The 25,438-nt window shown below is 43.3% G+C and carries 15 protein-coding genes and 1 pseudogene; 8 read left to right on the top strand and 8 right to left on the bottom strand.

Annotation, left to right across the window (positions count from 1 at the left end; all coding sequences use genetic code 11):
- Positions 1–199: 199 nt before the first annotated feature.
- Together ACP7BU_RS08245 and ACP7BU_RS08240 are read left to right on the top strand one after the other, a co-directional pair.
- Positions 200–1,237, top strand: a complete 1,038-nt coding sequence (locus tag ACP7BU_RS08245; RefSeq protein ID WP_425879694.1) for an alpha/beta fold hydrolase — start codon at positions 200–202, stop codon at positions 1,235–1,237.
- A 14-nt stretch (positions 1,238–1,251) separates the two neighbouring features.
- A complete protein-coding gene (locus ACP7BU_RS08240) occupies positions 1,252–2,253 on the top strand; it encodes a hypothetical protein (protein WP_425879692.1) in 1,002 nt (333 codons plus the stop codon).
- A 42-nt stretch (positions 2,254–2,295) separates the two neighbouring features.
- Here the strand turns inward: ACP7BU_RS08240 and ACP7BU_RS08235 are convergent, their stop codons facing one another.
- Positions 2,296–4,359, bottom strand: a complete 2,064-nt coding sequence (locus ACP7BU_RS08235) for a TonB-dependent receptor domain-containing protein (protein ID WP_409653372.1) — start codon at positions 4,357–4,359, stop codon at positions 2,296–2,298.
- Between the two features lie 194 nt (positions 4,360–4,553).
- On the bottom strand, positions 4,554–5,192 hold the full coding sequence (gene nfuA / locus ACP7BU_RS08230; RefSeq protein WP_044111637.1) for a Fe-S biogenesis protein NfuA: 639 nt from the start codon (positions 5,190–5,192) through the stop codon (positions 4,554–4,556).
- A gap of 158 nt (positions 5,193–5,350) precedes the next feature.
- Between nfuA and ACP7BU_RS08225 the strand changes: the two genes are divergently transcribed.
- Both ACP7BU_RS08225 and ACP7BU_RS08220 read left to right on the top strand, forming a co-directional pair.
- Positions 5,351–5,968: a rhomboid family intramembrane serine protease gene (locus tag ACP7BU_RS08225; protein WP_409653374.1), complete on the top strand. Its 618-nt coding sequence runs from the start codon at positions 5,351–5,353 to the stop codon at positions 5,966–5,968.
- A gap of 219 nt (positions 5,969–6,187) precedes the next feature.
- The gene (locus ACP7BU_RS08220) at positions 6,188–7,729 is read left to right on the top strand and encodes a hypothetical protein (protein WP_409653376.1); all 1,542 of its coding nucleotides are present in this window, start codon (positions 6,188–6,190) and stop codon (positions 7,727–7,729) included.
- 429 nt (positions 7,730–8,158) lie between these two features.
- On the opposite strand, the gene ACP7BU_RS08215 is transcribed toward ACP7BU_RS08220, so the two are convergent.
- Entirely contained in the window at positions 8,159–9,778 is a 1,620-nt protein-coding gene (locus tag ACP7BU_RS08215) for an inorganic phosphate transporter (protein ID WP_044111639.1), read from the bottom strand.
- 536 nt (positions 9,779–10,314) lie between these two features.
- Between ACP7BU_RS08215 and metH the strand changes: the two genes are divergently transcribed.
- A complete protein-coding gene (metH, locus tag ACP7BU_RS08210) occupies positions 10,315–14,001 on the top strand; it encodes a methionine synthase (protein ID WP_425879688.1) in 3,687 nt (1,228 codons plus the stop codon).
- Positions 14,002–14,193: 192 nt separating this feature from the next.
- Here the strand turns inward: metH and ACP7BU_RS08205 are convergent, their stop codons facing one another.
- Positions 14,194–15,447 (bottom strand): RES domain-containing protein, encoded by a 1,254-nt coding sequence (locus ACP7BU_RS08205; RefSeq protein WP_370981897.1) that lies wholly within the window; start codon positions 15,445–15,447, stop codon positions 14,194–14,196.
- A gap of 158 nt (positions 15,448–15,605) precedes the next feature.
- The gene (locus tag ACP7BU_RS08200) at positions 15,606–15,980 is read right to left on the bottom strand and encodes an endonuclease domain-containing protein (RefSeq protein ID WP_425879685.1); all 375 of its coding nucleotides are present in this window, start codon (positions 15,978–15,980) and stop codon (positions 15,606–15,608) included.
- A gap of 284 nt (positions 15,981–16,264) precedes the next feature.
- On the opposite strand from ACP7BU_RS08200, the gene dhaK reads away from it, so the two are divergent.
- Positions 16,265–17,995, top strand: a complete 1,731-nt coding sequence (dhaK, locus tag ACP7BU_RS08195; protein WP_425879683.1) for a dihydroxyacetone kinase subunit DhaK — start codon at positions 16,265–16,267, stop codon at positions 17,993–17,995.
- Positions 17,996–18,116: 121 nt separating this feature from the next.
- Here dhaK and ACP7BU_RS08190 read toward each other — a convergent pair.
- Positions 18,117–19,391: pseudogene (locus ACP7BU_RS08190) on the bottom strand (glutaminase).
- Between the two features lie 343 nt (positions 19,392–19,734).
- On the opposite strand from ACP7BU_RS08190, the gene ACP7BU_RS08185 reads away from it, so the two are divergent.
- Complete coding sequence (locus ACP7BU_RS08185) at positions 19,735–20,841, top strand: GGDEF domain-containing protein (RefSeq protein WP_195726078.1); 1,107 nt, start codon at positions 19,735–19,737, stop codon at positions 20,839–20,841.
- A 22-nt stretch (positions 20,842–20,863) separates the two neighbouring features.
- Here the strand turns inward: ACP7BU_RS08185 and ACP7BU_RS08180 are convergent, their stop codons facing one another.
- Both ACP7BU_RS08180 and ACP7BU_RS08175 read right to left on the bottom strand, forming a co-directional pair.
- Positions 20,864–21,670 (bottom strand): SDR family oxidoreductase, encoded by an 807-nt coding sequence (locus tag ACP7BU_RS08180; protein WP_425879681.1) that lies wholly within the window; start codon positions 21,668–21,670, stop codon positions 20,864–20,866.
- A gap of 20 nt (positions 21,671–21,690) precedes the next feature.
- Positions 21,691–22,362 (bottom strand): hypothetical protein, encoded by a 672-nt coding sequence (locus ACP7BU_RS08175; RefSeq protein WP_425879679.1) that lies wholly within the window; start codon positions 22,360–22,362, stop codon positions 21,691–21,693.
- Positions 22,363–22,537: 175 nt separating this feature from the next.
- Between ACP7BU_RS08175 and ACP7BU_RS08170 the strand changes: the two genes are divergently transcribed.
- Complete coding sequence (locus ACP7BU_RS08170; RefSeq protein ID WP_425879677.1) at positions 22,538–25,432, top strand: valine--tRNA ligase; 2,895 nt, start codon at positions 22,538–22,540, stop codon at positions 25,430–25,432.
- Positions 25,433–25,438: the final 6 nt, after the last annotated feature.

Raw genomic sequence — 25,438 nt, 5'->3', positions numbered from 1 at the left:
AGGTAATTTATGCGCAATACATCACATTTTCCAGTCATTTAATGTAATTCAGCAAAAAACTAATGGGTGACAAGCGCAAAGATTGATTTAAAATAGAGTGAAGAATAATGTTTTTATTTGAATGAAAATTGCAAATTTATAACATGGAAGTATTTTGATTGAGCAATTTGCTCACTGGGTTTGTTTTGGGGAATGGCCAATGAAGAAAATAATAAAATTGCGCTCGAAAATGATTTGTTCAGCCGTAGTTGCCTTAAGCATGGCATTACCGGGCCTGACACATGCTCAAATACTATTTAGCCAGAAAAATGAAACATCTGCCAAAGTCTTGCAGCAGCATCTGTTACAAGAACGCAGCCTTGCCGGTCTCAAATCCAAGACCCTCAAAATTGGCGAGGTCACCTGGAGTTATAGCGAAGGCGGTGCCAAGAACAAACCATCCATTCTACTGATTCATGGTCTGGCCGGCACGCGCGACAACTGGAACCGGGTCGCCCAGTTTCTGACGCCCTATTATCATGTCATTATTCCGGATCTGCCAAGCAACGGCGACACCAAAGTTCCGGAAAATTTTGATGTTTCTGTGCCCAATGTGACCTCTCAACTGCGTTTGTTCCTTGAAACCTTAAATGTGGACGAAAATTTACACATTGCCGGCCACTCTCTGGGTGGATCGATTGCTACGGTGTATGCTTCACAATATCCTTTCGATACGCAAAGTCTTTTTTTAATCAATAGTGCTGGTCTTTACAAAATGGGGAATACTCCCTATACCAAAGATCCTCAAGCCTTAAAAGACCTGATCGTCAGCAAACCCGGTGATCTGCAAGATGTTTCCAAACAGCTGATGCAGAATCCGCCAGTGATTCCTTATCAGTTACGGCATGCACAGGAAAAACTGTTGATTTCACGCGCTGAACAAACCAGCAAATCGATTGATCAGGTGGTGATGCTAAATCGGATTTATACACCGGAAACCTTTGCCCGCCTGACCCGCACGGTAGAAGCACCCACCTTGATTTTATGGGGCAGACAGGATCGGATCATTAATGTCGAAGTAGTTAAAGAACTGCATGCCCTGCTGAAACGTGCCGAGAAACCAGTGATTTTAAATAATGTCGGGCATATGCCGATTCTTGAAGCAGAAAAACAGGTTGCACAACATTATTTGCCTTTTCTGGCCAAGACGCAGACCCTAAAAAACCCGCTTGCTGATAAACTCATTCCTTTAAATTAAGTTTCAGAGATGCTATGCAGAAACACCCGATGATTGAGCAGTTGATCGATGCTCAACTTGATTTTCTCGATCAGGCATTTTCTCAATCTGAAACGATTCAAAGCGAGTTTCATGCATTTTATTTGTGGCTACGTAAACAGACGCTAAAAGAGCTGTGGAGTTGTGAACTGATCAACCAGCTTTTACAAAAACAGATTCTGGGTACTGCCGCCAGCAGCTTTCTGATTGAACAGATTGCCGAGCATATCCGTTTTGCCCTGGTGCATCCGGCCAATGATTCCACCACGATTGCCGATCTGATTCCAGTACTGACCGTAGACAAAATCGCCCAGTATGTGGCCAGTAAAAGTGGCCATCGGCAGCGTCTGATTAAAACCATAGTGAATAATCCGGCATTTTCCGCCATGATTACCCAATTGATCCAGCATTCCATTCAGGATTATCTGGATAACTCCATGATTGCCAAAAGCGTACCCGGGGTTTCCCGCTTTATGAAAATGGGCAAATCGGTACTGGAAAATGTTACCGATACCAACCTCGATAGCACCATTGCACGTTATCTGCAAAAGAACATTCTAAAGCTCAGCCAGATGAGTGAGCATGTGCTGAACCAGCATTTTGACGATGAAAAACTCTATCATTTTCAGGCCAATCTCTGGCATAAAATCAAAGACATGCCAGTATCGGTCTTGAAGAATTATATTGAGCTGCAGGACCTGAATCAGACGATCGGCTTAGGTCATGATATCTGGGATCATATACGTCAGACAGACTATCTGCAGCAGCAAGTGCATGACGGAATTCATACCTGGTATGTCCGCAATCAGGAACATACCTTTGATCAGTTATTACGTGATCTGAATATTGATGAAGCGCTAATTCAGAATGAATTGCAGCAACTGCTCAGTCCGGTAATCCAGCAGATGGTTTCTCAAGGCCATTTACGTGAACGTGCGCGCAAATATCTGGCACAATTTTATTACCATGCAGATACTTTGAAAATTCTTAAGATTTAAATAAAAAGCCGCTTTATAGCGGCTTTTTATATTTTCATTTGCTTAGAATTTTGCATTCAGACTGATACCGTAACGACGACCATCCAATAGTTGATCACCATCAATATCTTCAGCTTTTTCATCCACTAGGTTATAGACACCAAATTTACCTGTTAGATTCGGACTGAATTTATAGTTAAAGCCGACATCTACAAATTGGTAACCTGGGTTTGGCTGAGCCATAGATGTACGGCTCAAGTAAGCAGAGGTTTCAGAACGATGGTGCAAGCGGCTCCATACATTGAGTGCATCATTTAGCTCATAATCCACACCAATATTAAACATGTGTTCCGGCATCTGGTTCAGCGGCTGACCTTTAAAAGCACCCGATCTAAACTCTGAATCGGTATAGGTATAGTTTGCAGTCAATGTTGTGTAGTCATTCAGACTGGCTTCTACGGTTGCTTCTATACCGCGAATTTCTGCTTCATCCACATTAATCCGTTCACTAATAAAGTAGAATGGAATATCCCCTTCGAAACATTTCCAATTCTTCCAGTTATTACGGTTTGTTGTGGTGCCATCAGTATCGGTTTCACAGGCACGAACTTCCGTAATACGATCTTCATATTTAGTGATAAAGCCAGTCAGCGATGTATTGATATAATCATTTTTCCAGTTGAAACCTAATTCAGTGGATACGCTTGATTCAGGCTCCAAGTCCGGATTGGCACGAATAATGCCACGGCCTGTTGCTAAGGGTGAACCACCGCCACCCGTGACGCTATAGAAACCTTCTGTGGCTGCACGAATATCAGGCTGTTTATAACCTGTAGCCACACCACCTTTTACTACAAAGTTATCATTTACCGCGTACACCCCATACAGTCGTGGCGATAAATGGCCACTATAGTTTTCATCATGATCATAACGTAAGCCGGCGGTTAAGTCGAAACGATCCGTAATACTCCAGGTGTCTTCAAGGAAAGCGGCAGCAGACCAACGTGTTAATTCACTAAATTCAGGTGCATTAGGATTCCGGTTAGTCGCTTTATCGACCAGTTTTTCATCTTTAAGATATCCCCCGAATGACAGCGTATGATCACCTAAGGCTAAGTTCCATTGACTGTTCGCTGTCCAAGTATCCAGGGTAATCCCTTTGGTGCCGAGTTCCGTATTGCCACGATCTGGATTTTTTGAATTTTCATATTGAATATAAGATGAACTGTCTAAGTTATCGCTATAACGGCCATTATGGGTTAAGGAATAAACATTACGATAATTACGCGAGAATGAATCTGCAGCACCTTGAGCAGGTGCTACCGTTTCCCCTACAGACGTAGTTGATTCCTGCTGCACGAAATTAGCTTCAACTTGTACATCATGATCATCATTAATGGCATAGGTCAGACGTGAATTTAAGCTTTCACGTTCTGTCCCACGGAAGCCGCCAACATAATGATCTTCATTACGTTCCTGCTTATTGACTGCCAGCTGCAAGCCCAGCTTGTCTGCAATTAAAGGACCCGAAAGATATGCAGAACCATTTTTAATATCACCTGAACGGCTACTATCCTGAATTGTGGTTCCTAATTCGACATGACCAGACCATTCATCCGACACTTTTTTGGTAATGATATTGACTACCCCGCCCATAGCATCCGTACCATAGAGTGTAGAAGCTGGACCACGAATAATTTCAATACGTTCGATGGCGGCAAGTGGTGGCAGAATATTTTTCTCAAAACCGCCATCATCCCCATTCGGGTTCACATCCTTGCCATATTGACGCTTACCATCGACCAGAAACAAGGTGTAGTTTGAACTCATGCCTCGAATACTGATGGTCTGTGCAGAACCCGAACCCGAAACCACGACCCCAGGCGTATTACGCAGCACATCAGTAATGTCGTTATATTCACGTTTATCCAATTCTCCACGATCAATCACAGTAATGGAAGCAGGTGCTTTAGCCAAATCTTGCTCATAACCTGTTGCGGTCACCACAATCGTTTGCAGTTTAGTCGCTTCCGCCTGTGGAACAACAGCTTCGACTGCAAATGCATTACCCGTCATGAGTGAAGTTACAGCAAATGCCAAAGTGGTTTTTAAGAATGGCTTATTCATACCTTGCGCGCCCCAATATTTATGAAGAAATCATGTTTATTCGGTTGCGAAGTGTAACAGCTTTCTACTCAAATTCAATTGCTATTGATAATTATTATCATTAATATTTACTAAATTTTAAGCCAGATATAAAAAAACCTCGAAAGTTCGAGGTTTTTTTTATATGCGATAAATGAACTGTTATATAGAACAGCTTATTTCATATACGCACCTTCAGACTGACTATGATCCGTTTCATCAACGACATTCATCAATTCAGGAATATGCTGTTTTAGCGTTGTTTCTACACCTTGTTTCAAAGTGATATCAATCGCTGAACAGCCCTGGCAACCACCACCAAATTTAAGTACAGCGGTTAAACCTTTTTCAGGGTCTTCTTTGACTTCAACCAGTGCACAGTTACCGCCATGACCTGCCAGGCCCGGGTTAATTTCAGACTGCAATACATAGGTAATACGCTCTTCTACCGATGCATCTGGACCCACGCGTGGCACTTTGGAATTCGGTGCACGGAAAGTCAACTGACCACCAAAACGGTCTTTGTTGTAGTCAATCACGGCATCGAGTAAATACGGAATAGATGGCGAGTCGATAAAAGCAGGGAAATCAGGATATTCCTGCTTATAATCCGTCGGTACAACTTCATCAGGTGCACTATAGGCCATGCAACATTCAGCGCGAGGAGTACCCGGATGCTCTACAAAAACACGCACACCAATACCCGGGGTGTTCTGTTTATCCAGTAGATCCTTTAAATACTCTTGTGCTGTTGGTGTAATCAATAAGTTGGGAATTTCACCAACAACTGGAGTGCTGCTGTTCTCAGTCGACATAACAATAATTTCCTCAAGCTCAAGCGGCCATTTTAACTGAAGATGCGGGGTAATTTTTAAAAATCAACTAAAATTGTCGGATTTATTATAAAAGTACAACTTTAGCTCAATTTTAATGGCATGATAATTGGCAAATAGGCACCCTTAGAATCATTTATATGCTTGATTTACCTTTTAATCATACCGTGACCATTATTCTGATCACCTGTATTGTGTCATTTATTGCTTTCTCCAAAGAGACGGTGATGAATCGCCTGATTTTCTGGCCACCGGCACTGCAACGTGGACAATATGACCGCTTTATTACGCATGGCTTTATCCATGCGGATGGAGCTCATCTCTTGTTTAACATGATTACCCTGTTCTTCTTCGGCAGCGTGATTGAAAGCTTTTATCGTCAATATCTGTATGACCTGGGTTTTATCCTGTTTTACCTCGGTGGTCTGATCGCAGCGATTCTGCCAAGTTACCTGAAGCATAAAAATGATGCGCGCTGGGCCAGTCTCGGCGCTTCCGGTGCAGTCTCGGCTGTACTGTTTGCCTATATTCTGTTTGAACCTTGGAAGTTGATCTTTGTGTTCTTCATTCCGGTTCCTGCCATTATTTTTGCTGTGCTGTATATAGCCTATAGCATTTGGTCAGGCAAAAAAGGCAATAGCAACATTAATCATAGCGCGCATTTATGGGGAGCGGCTTACGGGGTGGTCATGACGATTATTCTGGAGCCACGCCTGATTCCGCATTTCCTGAATAAACTGATGCAGGTTCCGTTTTAATCAGGTTTTTTAAATATTGAAGGAATAAAGCTACATATGAGTTAAGCCTCATATTTCTGCTGAAAATGGATAAGAGAGCTACTGCTCTCTTATTCGTTTGAAACATCTCGTAATATATTAGAAAGTGATGATGTCACTTAATGCCAATCTTGGACTGAATTTTGCAGCGATAATGTATACATCTGTATATTAATTACTGTCATTCTCGAGATATTTTGCATGTCCATTACACCAGACGGTCTTCAATTTCCTCTTCAGTCTCCGCAACAAAAACCAAGTAGCTCCAAAGCAGGACGCGCGATCATCGCAGCAGCCTTAGCCAATGTCGATTCACGCAGTTCTCAACAGGCACAATCAGAAAAAAACTGGCGCAAACACTACACAGTACATTTTAAGCAGCTGGTCGAGCAAGGATTAAGTTCCCCTGAATCCAGCTTGAAAATTGCCGAAGATGGATTGGCAAAAGCACATCAGACTTTTGAATTTTACCGTGATGGTCAAAAGTATGTATTACAAGATGCTTTAACTCTGCCCGCGGGTCAGTTGCATACCTTCAAGCTGACAGGTAATAGCAAATCGGCACCAGAATGGTATGTGCCTTACCACGGTCAAAAGCTGCAAGGTGATGCCTTATTGGAGCAGATTGAGCGCTGGGAAAGCCAAGGCATCGTGGAAACCAGTCATGCCAATGCCCTGCGTGAATGTGTGGTACATCCTGAATGGTTTGACTTGTCAGATCGGACGGCGGTGCTGTTTGGTGCAGCATCTGAAGCCGGTCCTCTGACCTGGCTGGCGAAATGGAAAGCCAATATTGTAGCGATTGATCTGCCGAATACCCGTGTATGGGGCAAGATTGTTGATACCATCAACCAAGGCAATGCCACGCTGTATGCGCCATGTACTGAAGACCTGCCTGCTGATACTTCACTTGATATTTTAAAAGAAAAACTGGGGGCGAATTTGCTGACCCAGATTCCTGAAATTGCCAAATGGTTATTACAGTTCGAGCAGGATCTGGATCTGGCTGCAATTGCCTATCTGGATGGTGAAAAACATGTTCGGGTCTCCATGGCGATGGATGCCATCATGCAGCATGTCAGCCAGCAAAAAGCTAATACCAGCCTGATGTACATGTGTACGCCGACCGATGTTTATGCGGTTCCGAGTGAAGTGATTGAAGCGTCAAAAGTAAAATATACTGAACGCTCCAAGGCACAGGCAATCATCTCCAAAGGTGTTTCCACTTTAAGCCGCAAACATTTTTTCCAGAAAAATGCGCATGAACTGATTCAGTCTGGTGATCAGGCGTATGGTATTTGTGACTGTCTGGTGGTTGAACAAGGCCCGAACTATGCGCTGGCAAAACGTATCCAGCAATGGCGTGCCACCTTGGCTCGCGCTCAAGGCCAACGGGTCAGTATCAATATTGCGCCTTCGACGACCACCTATTCCGTGACCAAGAATCCGCTATTAAAAGCCGCATTTAACGGTGCCAGCCTGTTTGATGTTGAAGCTTTCGCGCCTGAAACCACCAATGCGATTATGGCGGCACTATGGATTCATGATCTGCGCAACCCAGAATCGGTGGCCAATCCTGAAGTGAAGCTAAACCATCCGCTTGAATTGATGATGCATGGTGCGAATCATGGCGGTTTGTGGCGAGTCGCCTATCTGGCGCGTACTGCACTGCCTTTTGCTGCCTTATATGGTTTTGCGACAGAGAAGTTGCCAAAAGGATTATTGAGTAAGTTGAAGAAGTAATTTTTTTATTATCTTCATCCAATTTTTCCATAAGAAAGGTAATCGTTATTTTTAAAGTTCTCCCCTCGTTGCGTAGCAGTGCTGCTCATCCCTAAAGCAGAGAGAACTTTAATTGAAAATGGGCGTTCCCTCTCCTTCTAGGAGAGGGTTAGGGAGAGGTTAATTTAGGCTTTCAATCATTCAAATTCTTATGAATGTGCTTTGGGCAGATTTAAGTTGATCTATTTTATAGCTTCTTTTTTTCTTTACTTTTGAAAGATCAAAAGTAACAAAAATCTTTTGTTAAGCTGATGATATGTCCCTATATCACAGCCTAACGGCGACATCCCTGTCGCCTTAATCGTAATTTAGATTCCTCTTTTACATCCTTAATTTTTCTTCCACCCATAAAAAAAGCTGCTCTAGAGCAGCTTTTTTTGTCTAAATAACTTAGAACACTTTTAACAGCACCCAGTACAAACCACCTGACAGACAGATCGTTGCTGGTAAAGTAAAGATCCAGGCAGACAGAATAGTTTTCACCATCTGGAAGTTCAGACCTGACTTGTTCGCCACCATGGTACCTGCTACTGCAGAGTTCAATACATGGGTGGTTGATACCGGCATACCAAAGCCATCTGCCGCTGCAATAGTTGACATTGCCACAAGTTCGGCAGACATACCCTGACCATAAGTCATATGCTGTTTACCAATACGCTCACCAACCGTCACGACAATACGCTTCCAGCCGACCATCGTACCCAGACCAAGTGCCAAGGCTGTCGCCACTTTCACCCAGGTCGGAATGTATTGCAGGAATGAATCCAGATTGTCGCGGTATTCATCTACTGTTTTTTCCTGTGCAGCACTCATTGCCGGTAAAGCTTCTGCTTTATCCAGACGTTTAAATGCTGTAGTGCTCAGGTACATGTCATTACGGAATTCAGATACTTGAGCTTCAGGAACATCCTTAATGCTGGTATAGCTACCAACTTTTTCACCCAGATGATCCGTCAAGCTTGCCAATGCAGGCACGACTTCAGGGGTAATTTCCTTGGTCTGAATGTACTTGGTGATCACATCACGGGCTTGTTCATCCGGAATGTCCTGATGATTTGGATAGATCACATCCGCTGTTTGTGCAGATAACTGACCAAAAGACTGAATATGTTGTGCATCCAGATTCTTGTTCAGCGAGTACGCTAAAGGTACACAGCCGATCAGGATCAGCATGATCAGGCCCATACCTTTTTGACCGTCATTTGAACCATGGGCAAAGCTCACCCCAGTACAGGTAAAGATCAGCATGGCACGAATCAATGGTGGCGGTGGCTTGTTACCTTCAGGTGGCTGGAACAATTCCAGTTGACGCTTGAAGATTTTTTTCACCAGCAGGAACACAATCGCAGCAAATGCAAAACCGATTAAAGGCGAGAATAACAGCGCCTTACCGACTTTCATCACCTGCTCCATGTCTATACCTGAAGCGCCAGTACCGGCATTCAGAATATAGTTCATGATGCCCACACCCAGAATCGAACCGATCAGGGTATGTGAACTGGATGCCGGAATACCGAGGAACCAGGTTCCCAGATTCCAGAGAATTGCCGCGATCAGCATGGCAAAAACCATGGCAAAACCTGCTCCGGAGCCGACATTCATGATCAGCTCGACTGGCAATAACGCAATAATGCCGTAAGCGACCGCACCACTGGCGACCATAACCCCAAGGAAGTTACAGAAGCCGGCCCACATCACTGCGACAGGAGCTGAAAGTGCATTGGTATAAATGACTGTGGCCACAGCATTGGCGGTATCGTGAAAGCCATTGACGAACTCAAAGCTCAACGCAATAAAAAGTGCCGTCGCTAACAAAATAACTGAATACAAGCCCAAGGCCGGTACATGCGCTAAATCTGCAGACAACTGGAAGCCGATATAAATCAGCGTAGTGATAATAAGAGTCAGGAACACCGGCATAAAGAATTTCGGTGTTGGCACATGAACATTGGTCGACTTTTGGGAAGCCGACCCGTGTGCTGAATCTACGGGAGTTTGATTAGGATTCATGCAAGCAGGAATAGAGGATTCAAGAATCCCCATATTGTTCAGTTAAATTGTGACAATTATATGACAAACTGCTGTCATATGAAGCAATTATTTGGATTTTCTTGCTGCTATTCGTCCTGTTTAATTCCGACTAAAACACTAGATTTTGATTTTATAAATCAATTACTTAAGATAAGATTCCAGCTTATTTAAGCTTAGCAACCGCACATATTTTGCTACCAAAACGATTCAAACCCTGCCTGTCATCAAGCTGAGCAAAAGTTTCATTTGCACAGCATAAGCCATCAATATGACAATTTCATGAATGAAAGCATCAGCTTAATTTTTTGATTTTGTTTACTGCCTGAAAGGCATCGAATCAGATGTGAGATTGCAATATTTTCTGATCCGGATGTTAAAACTTGTTGTTTTTCTAGATGACTTATCAAATTTTCATATCATGCTTATCCATCATTCTGAGCAATCTCAGCAGAAATCAGCCAACTAATCTGCTAAGATTAGCGTCGTTTTTTTTGATTTCTGCTGAGAAAGTTTGAATGTCTACACTTACCACTTTAAAAGAACTTCTTGCCAAAAGAATTTTAATTATCGATGGTGCGATGGGTACCATGATCCAGCGCCATAAACTGGAAGAAGCCGATTATCGTGGTGAGCGTTTTGCTGACTGGGCCTATGATCTCAAAGGCAATAATGATTTGCTGGTACTGACTCAGCCACAGATCATCCAAGGTATTCATGAAGCTTACTTAGAAGCTGGCGCCGACATTATTGAAACCAACACCTTTAACGGTACCCGCGTTTCAATGTCGGATTACCACATGGAAGATCTGGTTCCTGAAATTAACCGTGAAGCTGCGCGTCTGGCCAAAGAAGCCTGTGCCAAATATTCAACGCCTGAAAAACCACGCTTTGTAGCCGGTGTGATTGGTCCGACATCGCGTACCACTTCTATTTCTCCAAACGTGAATGATCCGGCGTTCCGTAACATCACTTTTGATGCACTCAAAGTTGACTATATTGAATCGACCAAGGCCTTGATCGAAGGTGGTGCAGACATCATCCTGATCGAAACTGTGTTCGATACTTTAAATGCCAAAGCTGCCATCTTTGCAGTAAAAGAAGTCTTTAAAGAATTAGGCTATGAACTGCCAATCATGATTTCAGGTACGATTACTGATGCATCAGGTCGTACTTTAACCGGTCAAACCGCTGAAGCCTTCTGGAACTCCATGCGTCATGCAGAGCCGTTATCTATCGGCTTTAACTGTGCCCTAGGTGCAGATGCGATGCGTCCACACGTGAAAACCGTGTCTGACGTTGCCGATACCTTTGTTTCAGCGCATCCAAACGCTGGCTTGCCAAATGCCTTCGGTGGTTATGATGAAACGCCGGAAGAAACTGCGGCCTTCATTAAAGAATTTGCTGAAAGTGGCTTAATTAATATTACCGGTGGTTGCTGTGGCACTACGCCGGATCATATCCGTGCGATTGCAAATGCTGTTGCAGGCATTACCCCTCGTCAAATTCCTGAAATTGAACCGGCTTGTCGTTTAAGCGGTTTAGAGCCATTTAACATCACCAAAGATTCACTGTTCGTGAACGTCGGTGAACGTACCAACGTCACCGGTTCGAAAAAATTCCTGCGTCTGATTCGTGAAGAAAACTTCGCCGAAGCGCTTGATGTTGCCCGTCAACAGGTTGAAGCTGGTGCACAGATCATCGACATCAACATGGATGAAGGCATGCTCGATTCGCAAGGTGCGATGGTGCATTTCCTGAATCTGATTGCTTCTGAGCCGGATATTTCACGCGTACCCATCATGCTGGATTCTTCTAAATGGGAGATTATCGAAGCGGGCCTGAAATGCGTGCAAGGTAAAGCCGTGGTGAACTCAATTTCCTTAAAAGAAGGTCATGACGAATTTGTCGAACGTGCCCGCCTCTGTCGTCAATATGGTGCAGCGGTCATCGTAATGGCATTTGATGAAGATGGTCAGGCCGATACTGCTGCGCGCAAAAAAGAAATCTGTAAGCGTTCTTATGACGTTTTAGTCAATGAAGTGGGCTTCCCGTCTGAAGATATTATCTTTGACCCGAACGTCTTTGCGATTGCGACCGGTATTGAAGAACACAACAACTATGGTGTGGACTTTATTGAAGCGACTGGCTGGATTAAACAGAACCTGCCAAATGCGATGATTTCTGGTGGTGTATCGAACGTATCGTTCTCATTCCGTGGTAACGAACCGGTACGTGAAGCAATTCACTCGGTATTCCTGTATCATGCCATTCAGCAAGGCATGACCATGGGGATTGTAAATGCCGGTCAGATGGCAATTTACGATGACATCGATAAAGAGTTGAAAGAAGCCGTTGAAGATGTTGTTCTAAACCAGAACCAGGGTGAAAGTGGTCAGGAAGCGACCGAAAAACTGCTTGCTGTTGCGGAAAAATACCGTGGTCAAAGTGGTACGCAAAAAGCCGAAGAAAATCTTGAGTGGCGTAATGAGTCTGTTGAAAAACGTCTAGAATATGCATTGGTAAAAGGCATCACCACTTATATTGATCAAGATACTGAAGAAGCACGTTTAAACTCTACACGCCCACTCGATGTGATCGAAGGTCCTTTGATGGCGGGTATGAACGTGGTCGGAGATCTGTTCGGTGCCGGTAAAATGTTCTTACCGCAAGTAGTGAAATCTGCACGCGTGATGAAACAGGCTGTGGCGTGGTTGAACCCGTTCATTGAAGCCGAGAAAACTCAAGCCGAAGCAAAAGGTAAAATCCTGCTGGCTACGGTGAAAGGCGACGTACACGATATCGGCAAAAATATCGTGGGTGTGGTATTAGGCTGTAATGGTTATGACATCGTGGATCTGGGCGTGATGGTGCCATGCGAGAAGATTCTGCAAACTGCGATTGATGAAAAAGTTGATATCATCGGTTTGTCTGGTCTAATCACGCCGTCATTAGATGAAATGGTGTTTGTTGCCAAAGAAATGCAGCGAAAAGGCTTTAACATTCCATTAATGATTGGTGGTGCGACGACTTCTAAAGCACATACCGCAGTGAAAATCTCACCGCAATATCATAATGATGGCGTGTACTACACGGCTGATGCTTCTCGTGCGGTGGGTGTTACAACGCAATTACTTTCTGCCGAGATGAAACCAAAACTGGCAGCAGACTATGCCGCGGATTATGAAAAAATTCGTACCCGTCTTGCTAACAAGCAACCGAAAGCGGCGAAATTGTCTTATCAAGAGTCAGTTGAAAACGGCTTCAAGATCGACTTCGACAAGAATGCACCGGTTAAACCAAACTTCATCGGATCTGAAACTTTCACAAATTATCCGCTTGAAACTTTGGTGGAATATTTTGACTGGACGCCGTTCTTTATTTCATGGAGCCTGGCAGGTAAATTCCCGAAAATCCTTGAAGATGAAGTGGTGGGTGAAGCTGCACGTGACTTGTATGAACAAGCTCAAGCAATGCTGAAAGACATCATCGAGAATAAACGCTTTGATGCGCGTGCAACGTTCAGCATTTACCCTGCAAACCGTGTAGCCGCAGATACAGTTGCGGTTGCTGATGAATCAGGTAAGGTGACACACAACTTCGAGCACTTACGTCAGCAATCTGACAAAGTCACTGGCAAAGCAAACTACTCTCTGGCTGACTTTATTGCGCCAAAAGATGTAGCTCAGGATTACTTGGGTGGCTTTGCCGTGTCGATCTTTGGTGCGGAAGAATTATCTCAAGAATACAAAGCCAAAGGCGATGACTATAACGCAATTATGGTTCAGGCCTTGGGTGACCGTTTTGCCGAAGCATTTGCAGAGCACTTACACGAGCGTATTCGTAAAGAGTTCTGGGGCTACCAAGCAGATGAAGTTTTATCAAATGATGATTTGATCAAAGAGAAGTATGTCGGTATTCGTCCTGCACCGGGCTACCCTGCTTGTCCTGAGCATTCGGAAAAAGCGCCATTGTTTGACTGGTTAGGTACGACCGACAAAATTGGTACGTACTTAACGACAAGTTTTGCAATGTGGCCACCTTCATCAGTCAGCGGTTTCTATTATGCAAACCCTGAAACTGAATACTTTAACGTGGGTAAAATCTCTGGCGATCAGTTGGAAGATTATGCGAAGCGTAAAGGTTGGATGTTGGATGAAGCGAAACGTTGGTTGGCACCGAATTTGGATGATTCTGTGGTGTAATCCCCCTCGCCCCCCTTTTTCAAAGGGGAAAGAGTCCATTCGTATCGAATATAAAAAATCCCCTCAATTGAGGGGATTTTTTGTTTGTAATCTTTTAATCTCCCCTACCCCCTCTTTGAAAAAGAGGGGGATTTCACGGATCAAACTGATTACGTGAAAGCTCCTCCCTTTTTAAAGGGAGGTTGAGAGGGCTTAAATCCAGTCTGTTGATTCTCTCATTCTTGGATGAGATATATATTCAATTTCAGTTGTAATTACTATTGATTTGACTTGTGAAATACTTAGACCATATATTGCATTTGTATTCCATGAGAAATAAATTCTATTGTTTCCTGTTGAAAAAGAACTATCGATTCCTTCACTAGTAACTTCAGGAAATAGAATAATATTATCAGCAGTAGGTAATTGTACTGACTTTAAATAAATTCCATGAATCTGAGTACCAAATTTAACTCTTAGATATTCAAAAAAGTATTGGCTTATTAAATAATCAAATTTTCCACTTTCAAGCTTTGGTTTAGACACACTTGCTATTAATTTTTTAAAAAAAATATAGATATCCAATTTTTCCAAATAATTTTCATCTAAATGATGAGGATATAATCCCTTTGCTAATTTATTCAGATTTAATAATTGTAGTTCTACTCTATTAGAAAATTGAGCAATACCAACATATTGCCCAACCAAAGCTCTAATTTCAGCTACACATGCCATTTTATCTGTAGACAAATAAAGAGCTGAAATTCCAAAAGGTGTCATTCTTTGATCACTAGCCAAGAATGACGGTACTAATCCAAATTTATCTCGAATATTTTTTGCAATATCTTCATTTGCTTTTTCAAATTCAAATGTCAGATTATTTTCATTAATTTCTTTCAATAATGCATTACTACTATCGAAACTTCTTCCACGATATAAAATGGTATTCGGTGTAATAATGCTTAAAAGTGAATGTTGGATTTTATTATTATCTAGCAAGTATTCAAAAGTATGATCCAAGAATTCCTTTAGTCTTGGATTAAAAAACCTAAATTCATGTTTAAAACTTTTCTGGATTTTTTCCCACTCACGCTCTTTATGACAACCATCATATTCCTCTAAAGAATCATCATAAAGTACTAATAACTCATCACCAAATATATCATCTGCATCTTCAGCTAATTTTTCTGTTAGTTCCTCATTTAACTCCAACCATTCAATTAAATTATAAAAATTGCTCACACCCTCCTCATCATGTGCTTCATAAAACCAACCTGCTCTATCTGGCAAATCCCTCAAAAATTTATAATTAGTAGATATAACCTGAAATAATTTATTTTTAAAGATTTCATAATCCAAATGCTCAGTTTCGCTTTGACACTCTGTACAAAACTGAATTTCAAAATTTTCTTTATTGTATGTATAAGGTGGTAACTTTTTGTCAATACAACTTTTACAAATCAACATTTATAAATCCAAATATTCTTATTAAAAATTAGCATACTATAAACTAAAATCACTTTGATTTCTTAACACTCCCTCCCCGCCTTTTAAAGAGAGAGGGACAACATGAATCAATAACTGCTATAAAATTCGAGGGAAGTCCCCCTTTGCAAAAGGGGGATTTAGGGGGATTCGTTTGAAAGCTCATTCACACAACGTTGATAAATCACTTCCACCACATCATCCAACTGCCCCATCACCTGCCCATTATCAAATCTCAAAACACGTAGACTCAAATGTGCCAAAGCTTCATCTCGGACTCGATCCGCTTCTAAGCCTTCATTTGTAAAGTGCTGACTGCCATCGCACTCAATAACAAAATTGGCAGCAGGACAGTAAAAATCTACGATGTAATTCAAAATTGGCTTTTGCCGATAAAACTGCAAACCTAAAATTTGCTTGTTCCGCAGCCGTGACCATAACAGCTTTTCAGCATCCGTCATGTTGTTGCGTAAATCCCGCGAAGCTTGTTTTAATTTTTTATTGTAGGGTTTCATTTTTTATTCTACTAATTTGTTTTCATAAATCCCTCCTAACCTCCCTTTTGCAAAGGGAGGAACAACACGAATCCAAAAACCATCATCAAATTCGCGTGAAGTCCCTCTTTCTCAAAGAGGGATTTAGGGAGATTCATTTATATAGATTTTATAGATCAAAGTTAGTCTACTGTCCATTCTTCCCCCAACCCACCCGTTTTTACATATTTTAGTCAGACAAACCCGCCACAATTCCGCATACTTAACAAAAATTTACCTCTCCCATTTAACCCATTGGTGCAACAATGAAAAAACTCATCAACAACCCTGAAAATCTGGTTGTCGAAATGTGCAAAGGCTTTGTCCTTGCTCACCCTGAACTGACATTTACCGAATCGCATAAAATCATTTCACGTAAACAAAAACACAATAACGTGGCACTGATTAGTGGCGGTGGTAGTGGTCACGAACCTGCACATGCGGGCTTTATCGGTACAGGCATGTTAGACGCGGCTGTATGTGGTGACGTGTTTGCATCACCTTCTCAAATTCAGGTCTACAAAGCCCTGCAACATGTGGCAACAGACAAAGGCGTTTTGATGATCATCAAAAACTATTCTGGCGATATGATGAATTTCCAGAATGGTGCAGCACTTGCTCAGGAAGATGGCATTAAAGTCGATTATGTAAAAGTGGCGGATGATATTGCCGTTAAAGACAGCCTCTATACGGTTGGTCGTCGTGGTGTTGCTGGTACCATCTTCGTGCATAAAATTGCCGGTGCTGCTGCCTCTAAAGGTTATGAACTTGCTCGCGTGAAAGAGCTGGCTCAAAAAACAGCAGATAACGTGATTAGCCTTGGTTTTGCCTTTACCTCTTGTACCGTTCCTGCCAAAGGCACACCCACCTTCACCTTGGCGAATGATGAAATGGAATACGGCGTCGGCATCCACGGTGAACCCGGCATTCGTCGTGAAAAAATCCTGCCATCGAAAGAAATGGCACAACGTATGGTCGATGACTTATTTCTTGACCGTCCTGACATGCAAGAAGTTGCGTTGTTGGTGAATGGCTTTGGTTCAACACCAATGCAAGAACTGTATGTATTTAACAATGATGTATGCGAACATCTGGCACGTAAAGGCATCAAGATTTACCGTACATTTGTTGGCAACTACATGACCAGTATCGACATGAATGGTGCATCGGTCTCATTACTTGCTGTGGATGATGAACTGAAAACCTATCTGGATGCGGAAGCCAATACCCCTGCCTTAAAGCTTGATGGCTCACCTGCACTACCATTTGAATTTGCAGCACAAGATGCAGCAGCAAAACAAACCGCCAATACCGAAGTTGAAACCCAAGCAGAACATGCTGAAATTCAGAACGAGCAATTCACGATTGAAAACATGCGTTATGTGGTCGATGTGATGGCGGCCTGCATCATCAAAAACGAAGTGCCATTCTGCGAGCTGGATGCCCATGCAGGTGACGGCGATTTTGGTATGAGCGTCGCCAAAGGCTTTAAACAACTGAAACGCGAATGGCAAAGCCTGATTCAAGCGCAGCACATGGATGAATTCCTGCTGAATAGTTCCATGATTATTATGGAACATTGTGGCGGTGCGTCAGGGCCAATTTGGGGTTCTGCTTTCCGTTCAGCCAGCAAAGCCATTCAAGGTAAACAAATCCTAAGCGTGGCAGATTTTGCCGAGATGCTGCAAGCAGCAGTGAAAGGTATTCAAGTGACAGGTGAGCGTTCATTTGGTCGTGGTGCTGTGGTCGGTGACAAAACCCTGATTGATGCTTTGGTTCCTTGCGCAGACTCTTGGTCAGCCAATACCGACAAGAGGTTTAAAGAAAACTTTGTCTTAGGTGCAGAGGCCGCAGTAAAAGGTGCAGAATCCACCAAAGAGATCGTGGCGCGTATGGGCCGTGCTGGTACAGTCGGTGATCGTAGCTTAAGCTATCCGGACGCAGGCGCACACGGCTTAGGCGTGATCTTTACGGACATTGCCGAGCATATTAAATAAGCTTTGCAATATTTAAAAAGAGCCTCGACACTGTTTGGGGCTTTTTTATCTTTCATTTCCTTTACTGAGCAAGTTTAAAAGCACAAATAATGAAAGGCATACTCATCTCTATAAGTATGGCTTAACTAAACTTCTCTAAATAGCGCTCTAACTCTTCTGTCACCACTACCCGCTTATTGCCTTTCACCTGTTCCTCACCCAATACGCCTTCTGAGTCAATGACCACCACTTTGTGTCCATTCGCTTGTAAACGTTTGACGCCTTCAAATAACATGCGTCCACCTACATCATGAATCAAAGTTAAATTAGTCAGGTCTATGACTATACGTGTTTTAGCGTCTGGCTCATCCTGCAAGATCCGCAGCAACATTTCCGATTCGGTAAATTGCAATACACCGCGCAGCTCATACACGATAATGTCATTGTTCTTACCTGCTGTATAACGACTTTGCAAAATGGTCTGTGCCGATGGCGTCCCTTCCATCAGATGCAAGCCCATGTCACGCGACAAACGCTCAAAAATATCTACCCCACGTACACTATGCCCATGCTCATCAATTTTAGGAGAAAAAACCACAATTCCCACCTGCCCAGGCAATACCCCGATAATTCCACCCGACACACCACTTTTGGCAGGAATGCCCACCGTAGTCAGCCAGTCACCCGCCGCATCATACATGCCACAGGTCATCATCACGCTGAGCACTTGGCGCACTACATCACGCTCTAACAACTGTTTGCCAGTTTTGGCCTGAACACCACCATTAGCGAGCACACTACAGATATTTGCCAGATCTTTGACCGTCACCTTAATCGCACATTGCTTGATATATCCATTGACGATTTCCACAGGATCCGAATCAAGCACACCTACAGTACGCAGCATATAGCCAATCGACAGGTTCCGGAATGCAGTTTTGACTTCCGACTTATACACCTGCTTGTCGAATTCCAGTTGACGTCCTGCCAGCTCACTTAAAAAACGGCGTTAGCATTCCGCACGTGAAATGCCTTTTTGTACCGGAATCAAAGAATGCGTGGTAATCGCACCCGAGTTAATCATTGGATTTTTAGGAAGATTGGTTTCTTTATCTAGCGAAATCTGATTAAAAGCCTCTCCTGAAGGTTCAACGCCGACCTTTTCCAGTACTGCTGGAATTCCCAAATGCTGCAATGCCAAGGCATAGGCAAAAGGCTTGGACATCGACTGCATGGTAAATTCGGTTTCATCATCTCCCGTGGAATAAATCGTGCCATCCACCGTGGTCAGCGCCAAAGCGAACTTGTTTGGATCTACCGCTGCCAGTTCAGGGATATAGTCAGCCAAAGCGCCCTGATCATTATCATGACAGACCGTTAATACATGCTGGAGATAATCGGGCACCGGGGTTTTCATTCAGATAGATCCTTTATATTTTCATCCTGTTTCCACCTTAAATTTTCAGGATAAAACTACAAGTCCAAATTGGTAGCATTTTATAAATACGTCCATCGATTTGGACTAAAACAAATGCCTTTTCAGCTCAATGATCATCAGGAGTAAGGGGCATTTTGATATTATTTTTTTGAGTTTTTATAAAATATCGAGCGGTTCAACAGGTCATTTCGATTAGTTTGATTATCCATTTTATTTATATTTTTCATCGCAATAAATGATATTATTCACCCACCTGCTCACATTATAATCTAACACGCTGATCCCGGATTTGAATTTTTACAGTCTACTCGTGCCCAGCATCATGTCGAGCCTGGGGATCATCACGCTGAGTATTTCCTATTATAAAGGCTTACCTAATTATTTAAGATCTTATGCTTATGCACTGATTCTGATTGGCGTAACGATATTACTCAATACCGTTTTATCTGCAGCAGTTTTAGTTGAAATCTCCAGTTTCATTGCTGCTCTTTACTTCTTGTCCTGTACCTTTCACAGCAAAGCCATTTATGAGCGTTTAAAAATCGACTATGTATGGCCAAACTATATTTACCTGATTGCCTTGGGTGCGTTTGGCATTTACTACTTTACCCAAGTGACTGCTGACCAGACTGCCCGTTTGCTGATTATTGGTAGCATTACTGCGGCAATTTATTTGCACCGCCCGATTGCCTTTATTCGGACGAGTACACGCTTACGTATCGACAGTTACCTGAAAATTTTTACCCTCGCGACCGCGTTCATCATCATGGGTCGTGCCTTGCTATTCTCTGTTTTACTTGAGGATCAGGGATTTGTCGCCCATTACGAACCGGCATGGGCATTTACGCAGCTGCTCCTGCTGCTGATTGATCTGATCTTTTTAGGTTTATTCATTGGCTGTGCAATTTTGGATCTGGTGCGAAAGTTGCAACGGGAGCGCCATCACGACCCGCTGACCGGATTATTAAACCGTCGTGGCTTTGAAGCCTATATTCAAAAAATAGATCCCAATCCCGCCTTACAGCATGCAGTTTTGATGGCAGATCTAGATCATTTCAAAGCCGTTAATGATCGTTATGGACATCAGGTCGGTGATCTGGTTTTACAACATATCAGTCAGATATTTAAAGCCAATATTCGGGACAAAGACCAAGTGTCACGTATTGGTGGTGAAGAGTTTCTGCTCGTCTTGCATGACATTCAAAAAGATGCCGCCTTTAAAATTGCTGAACGGATCCGGTTACAGCTTGAAGAAACCCCATTACATCATGAACAGCAGCATATTTACCTGACTATCAGTATCGGAGTCAGCTTCTTCAATCATCCTAATCAGATTAAAGAAGCCACTTTAGCGGCTGATCATGCCATGTATCAGGCCAAACAGATGGGCCGTAATCAGGTTCAATTCGCTCAAGAGAAAATTGCCTGAATTTGATAAAACTTTAAATCTCTTATTTCACCTTGGTCTTGCGAATCATTTTGTACAGCACCTTGGGGGAAATACGTGAAACTAGCACACCAAGTTTTTCTTTCTTTCCGCCAATCACGATATATTCTTCGCCGCACTGCAAGGCTTGTACTGTTTGACGGGCAAAATCTTCTGCCGACAGACCATTTTCAATCGCTTCATCCTGCTTGGCTTGTGGCTTGCCTTCCCCATTTAAAGCATTAAACGACACATTGGTTTGAACAAAGCCCGGGAATATCACTGAGACCTGAACGCCCTGATCAGCAACTTCAGCACGTAAACTATTGGCCCACATATGAATCGCTGCTTTGGCTGCTGAATAGGAGGCGCGATACTGGGTGCCAAGCAAACCTGCCACACTGGAAATAAACACGATACGACCTGATTTTTGTGCCAGAAAGGTCGGCAATACCATTTTGGTGAGAAATACCTGCGAGAAATAATCGACTTCCATAATAGCGCGTTCAGTCTGCATGGTGGTGTGCTGAATCAGGGCACGTTGACTGAGTCCTGCATTATTAATCAGCCAGTCAATCCGGCCTTTTTGTTGCAAAACCTGTTCATAGGCATGACGAACCTGGCTTTCATCTGTGATATCGGCAATAACTGAAATATGCTGATCCGGATTGGTGAGACTTTGGCGAACATTTTCCAGTTCTTCCTCTCGGCGTGCAGTCAGTACCACCTGTGCCCCAAGTGCAGCACATTGCTGGGCAATCGCCTTGCCAATCCCTGAAGATGCGCCGGTAATCCAGACCACTTTTCCATTTAAGTCTTCAACTTTCGCCATGAAATCCTGTTTCCCTTGTTTTAATGAATATGGTACGGCATTTCATCTTCCAGAAATACCAGCAAATGCTCAAAATAATAACTCATGGTATCGGCATCATAGATGCTACCGAGCTTGTCAAAACGTTTATAGCCTAACTGGGTGGTTAAATGAATCACCCCATTCAAGGTTTTATCGACCACGACATTAAATTTCAACATTTTTTTCGGTTCACGGATTAAATGCGTCACCCCTTGATCGACCACCTGAGTAAAGGCTTTTAAAGCGGGTGATACATATTGGTGATTACCATTTTTCATCTGGTCAATACAGCCGAGCAGTTCCATCACCAGCAATTTTTCTACCGGATAACGGACAAAAGCATCACCTTGATACTCATAGGTCATGCGATGCAAATAGTTCACCATAGGCATCAGCCGCTCATTGCCAAACAACGAAACCGACCACGGCATATATTTACGGGTGTTATGCATAATCTGCTGAATCACTTTTTCGGAATCACTGTCCGGTGAATTGGCCAGCTGCACCACCTGACCAAAAATCTGGTCAATAATTTCACAGGCCATATCGGCCAGATTTTCACCTAAGGGTCTGGCAAGACTGTCTCGCTCGCCGGCATTTAATCTGGAATGAAGATCTTTAAAGCGCTGATGGGTTTCGGGTTGAAGCTTCAGGGAAATGCTATAGCTCATCTTATTATCCTTTTTGATATGCTGCGATGAGTCGCGTTTTTTTATCGTTCTATCATACGATGAGTTGCTATACATGCCAATTGGCTAAAGTTTGCATTTGGTTAAGCTGCCGCACGCACTATTTTTTTTGCTACAATAGATGCAATTTTTCATTCACTTTTGATCTGTTTAGACTATGACTGACTCAGCGCAAAATATCGCGACAACCTACGATCCGACCGAGATCGAGAAAAAATGGTACCAAACTTGGGAAGAGCGTGGTTACTTTAAGCCGTCTGAAAAAGGCGAATCTTTCTGTATCATGATTCCGCCACCAAACGTCACTGGTAGCCTGCACATGGGTCATGGTTTCAACAATGCCATCATGGATGCCTTGACGCGTTTCAACCGTATGTCTGGTAAAAATACGCTTTGGCAACCGGGTACTGACCACGCAGGTATTGCAACGCAAATGGTGGTTGAGCGTCAGCTGGGTGCACAAGGGGTTAGCCGTCATGACCTGGGTCGTGAAAAGTTCATCGAAAAAGTCTGGGAATGGAAAGAACAGTCTGGCGGTAACATTACCCGTCAAATCCGTCGCTTAGGTTCTTCGGTTGACTGGTCACGTGAACGCTTCACGATGGATGATGGTTTATCAAACGCAGTAAAAGAAGTGTTTGTAAAACTTCACGAAGAAGGCCTGATCTACCGCGGCAAACGTCTGGTGAACTGGGATCCAAAACTGCAAACTGCCCTTTCTGACCTGGAAGTTGAGTCTGATAAAGAAGAAGCAGGTTCACTCTGGCACTTCAAATACTTCTTTGAAGACAAATCATTGCGCACGCATGATGGTAAAGATCACATCGTAGTAGCTACAACACGTCCTGAAACACTACTTGGTGATACAGCTGTTGCCGTTGCACTTGATGATGAACGTTATACGGATCTGGTGGGTAAAAACATCATCCTGCCAATCACTGGTCGTGCGGTTCCAATCGTTAAAGACGAATATGTCGATAAAGAATTCGGTACAGGCTGTGTGAAAATCACCCCTGCGCATGACTTCAATGACTATGAAGTAGGTAAACGTTGCGAATTGCCAATCATCAACATCTTCAACAAAAATGCTGAAGTTCTTGCTGAGTTTGAATACATCGCGAAAGCGGGCGAACAAATTTCTAAAACCATCCCTGCACCTGCGGACTACATTGGTTTAGAACGTTTTGAAGCACGTAAAAAACTGGTTGAACAAGCAGAAGCTGAAGGCTGGTTAGACCAAATCCAACCTTATACATTGAAACCCCCTCGCGGTGACCGTTCAGGCGTGATCGTTGAGCCGTTATTAACAGACCAATGGTATGTAAAAATCGCGCCTCTTGCGAAACCTGCCATTGAAGCGGTTCAAGACGGTCGTATCAAGTTCGTACCTGAGCAGTACAGCAACATGTACATGGCGTGGATGAACAACATCCAAGACTGGTGTATCTCGCGTCAATTATGGTGGGGTCACCGTATCCCTGCTTGGTACGATGCGGAAGGCAGTGTTTATGTTGGTCGTGACGAAGCTGAAGTTCGGGCGAAAAACAATATTCCTGCCGATGTTCAATTGAACCAAGACGAAGACGTACTGGATACATGGTTCTCTTCAGGTCTCTGGACATTCTCAACCTTAGGTTGGACTGGCGACGAAGCAAAAGACAAAGAAAACTACTTCCTGAATACCTTCCACCCGACAGAGGTACTGGTAACCGGTTTTGACATCATCTTCTTCTGGGTTGCCCGCATGATCATGCTGACCATGCACTTCATGAAGAATGAAGATGGTACGCCTCAAGTGCCGTTCAAGACTGTGTACGTTCACGGTCTGGTACGTGATGGCGAAGGTCAGAAGATGTCTAAATCGAAGGGTAACGTGCTTGACCCATTAGACTTGATTGATGGTGTGGATCTTGAAACTTTAGTACAAAAACGTACCACAGGTTTGATGAACCCGAAACAGGCAGCGAAGATTGAAAAATCAACCCGTAAAGAATTCCCTGAAGGAATTCAGTCTTACGGTACCGATGCAGTTCGTTTCACCTTCTGTGCGCTTGCCAATACTGGTCGTGACATCAAGTTCGACATGAAACGTGTTGAAGGCTACCGTAACTTTGCCAACAAAATCTGGAACGCAACGCGTTTCGTGATGATGAATGTCGAAGGTCAAACGATTGGTTCAGAAGCACGTCAAGACCTTTGGGAGTTGCCTGAACAATGGATCGTAAGCCGTCTGCAAAAAGCGGAACAAGCGGTGCAAACAGCATTTGCAACCTACCGTTTAGACCTAGCTGCGCAAGCGATTTATGAATTCATCTGGAATGAATACTGTGACTGGTATGTTGAGTTAACCAAACCGGTTCTGAACGATGAAAATGTGTCTGAAGAGCGTAAAGCTGAAGTACGTCGTGTTCTTCTTTCGGTAATGGAAGCGTCTTTACGTTTAGCTCATCCGTTAATGCCGTACTTGACTGAAGAAATCTGGCAAACACTTGCGCCGAAACTTGGCATCACTGGCGAAACTATTATGTTGGCGCCGTACCCTGTTGCTGAGCAAGCATTGATGAATGACCAGGCTGAAGCAGACATGCAATGGCTGCAAGGTTTGATTGGTGCGGTACGTAACATCCGTGGTGAGATGGGTCTAGGTAATGCTCGTTTGTTGCCTGTTCTTTTGCAAAATACGACTGAAGCTGAAAAAGCACAGATCACACGTATTGAAGCATTGTTCAAAGCATTGGCAAAAGTTGAAAGCATTACTTTCCTTGCTGATGGCGAACAACCACCATTGTCTTCTTCATCTGTCGTTGGTCACGTGTCTGTATACGTTCCAATGAAGGGTTTAATTGACCCGAAAGCGGAATTGGGTCGTCTTCAAAAAGACTTAGACAAGGTTCAAAAGCAACATGACCAAATTGCAACTAAGCTCTCTAACGAAGGTTTTGTGGCAAAAGCACCTGCAGCTGTGGTTGAAGGTGAGAAAGTGAAACTTGCTGAGTTTGCTGATCAGTTAGCGAAGATTAAAGCGAATATGGAGCAAATTGCAGCGCTTTAAGGCTGT

It is taken from the genome of Acinetobacter sp. 40AMC3-4, assembly GCF_049898185.1.
In the GTDB taxonomy this organism is placed as follows: Bacteria; Pseudomonadota; Gammaproteobacteria; order Pseudomonadales; family Moraxellaceae; genus Acinetobacter.
Note: the sequence above shows the minus strand (reverse complement) of the source record. Positions and strands in the feature narration are given on the sequence as shown.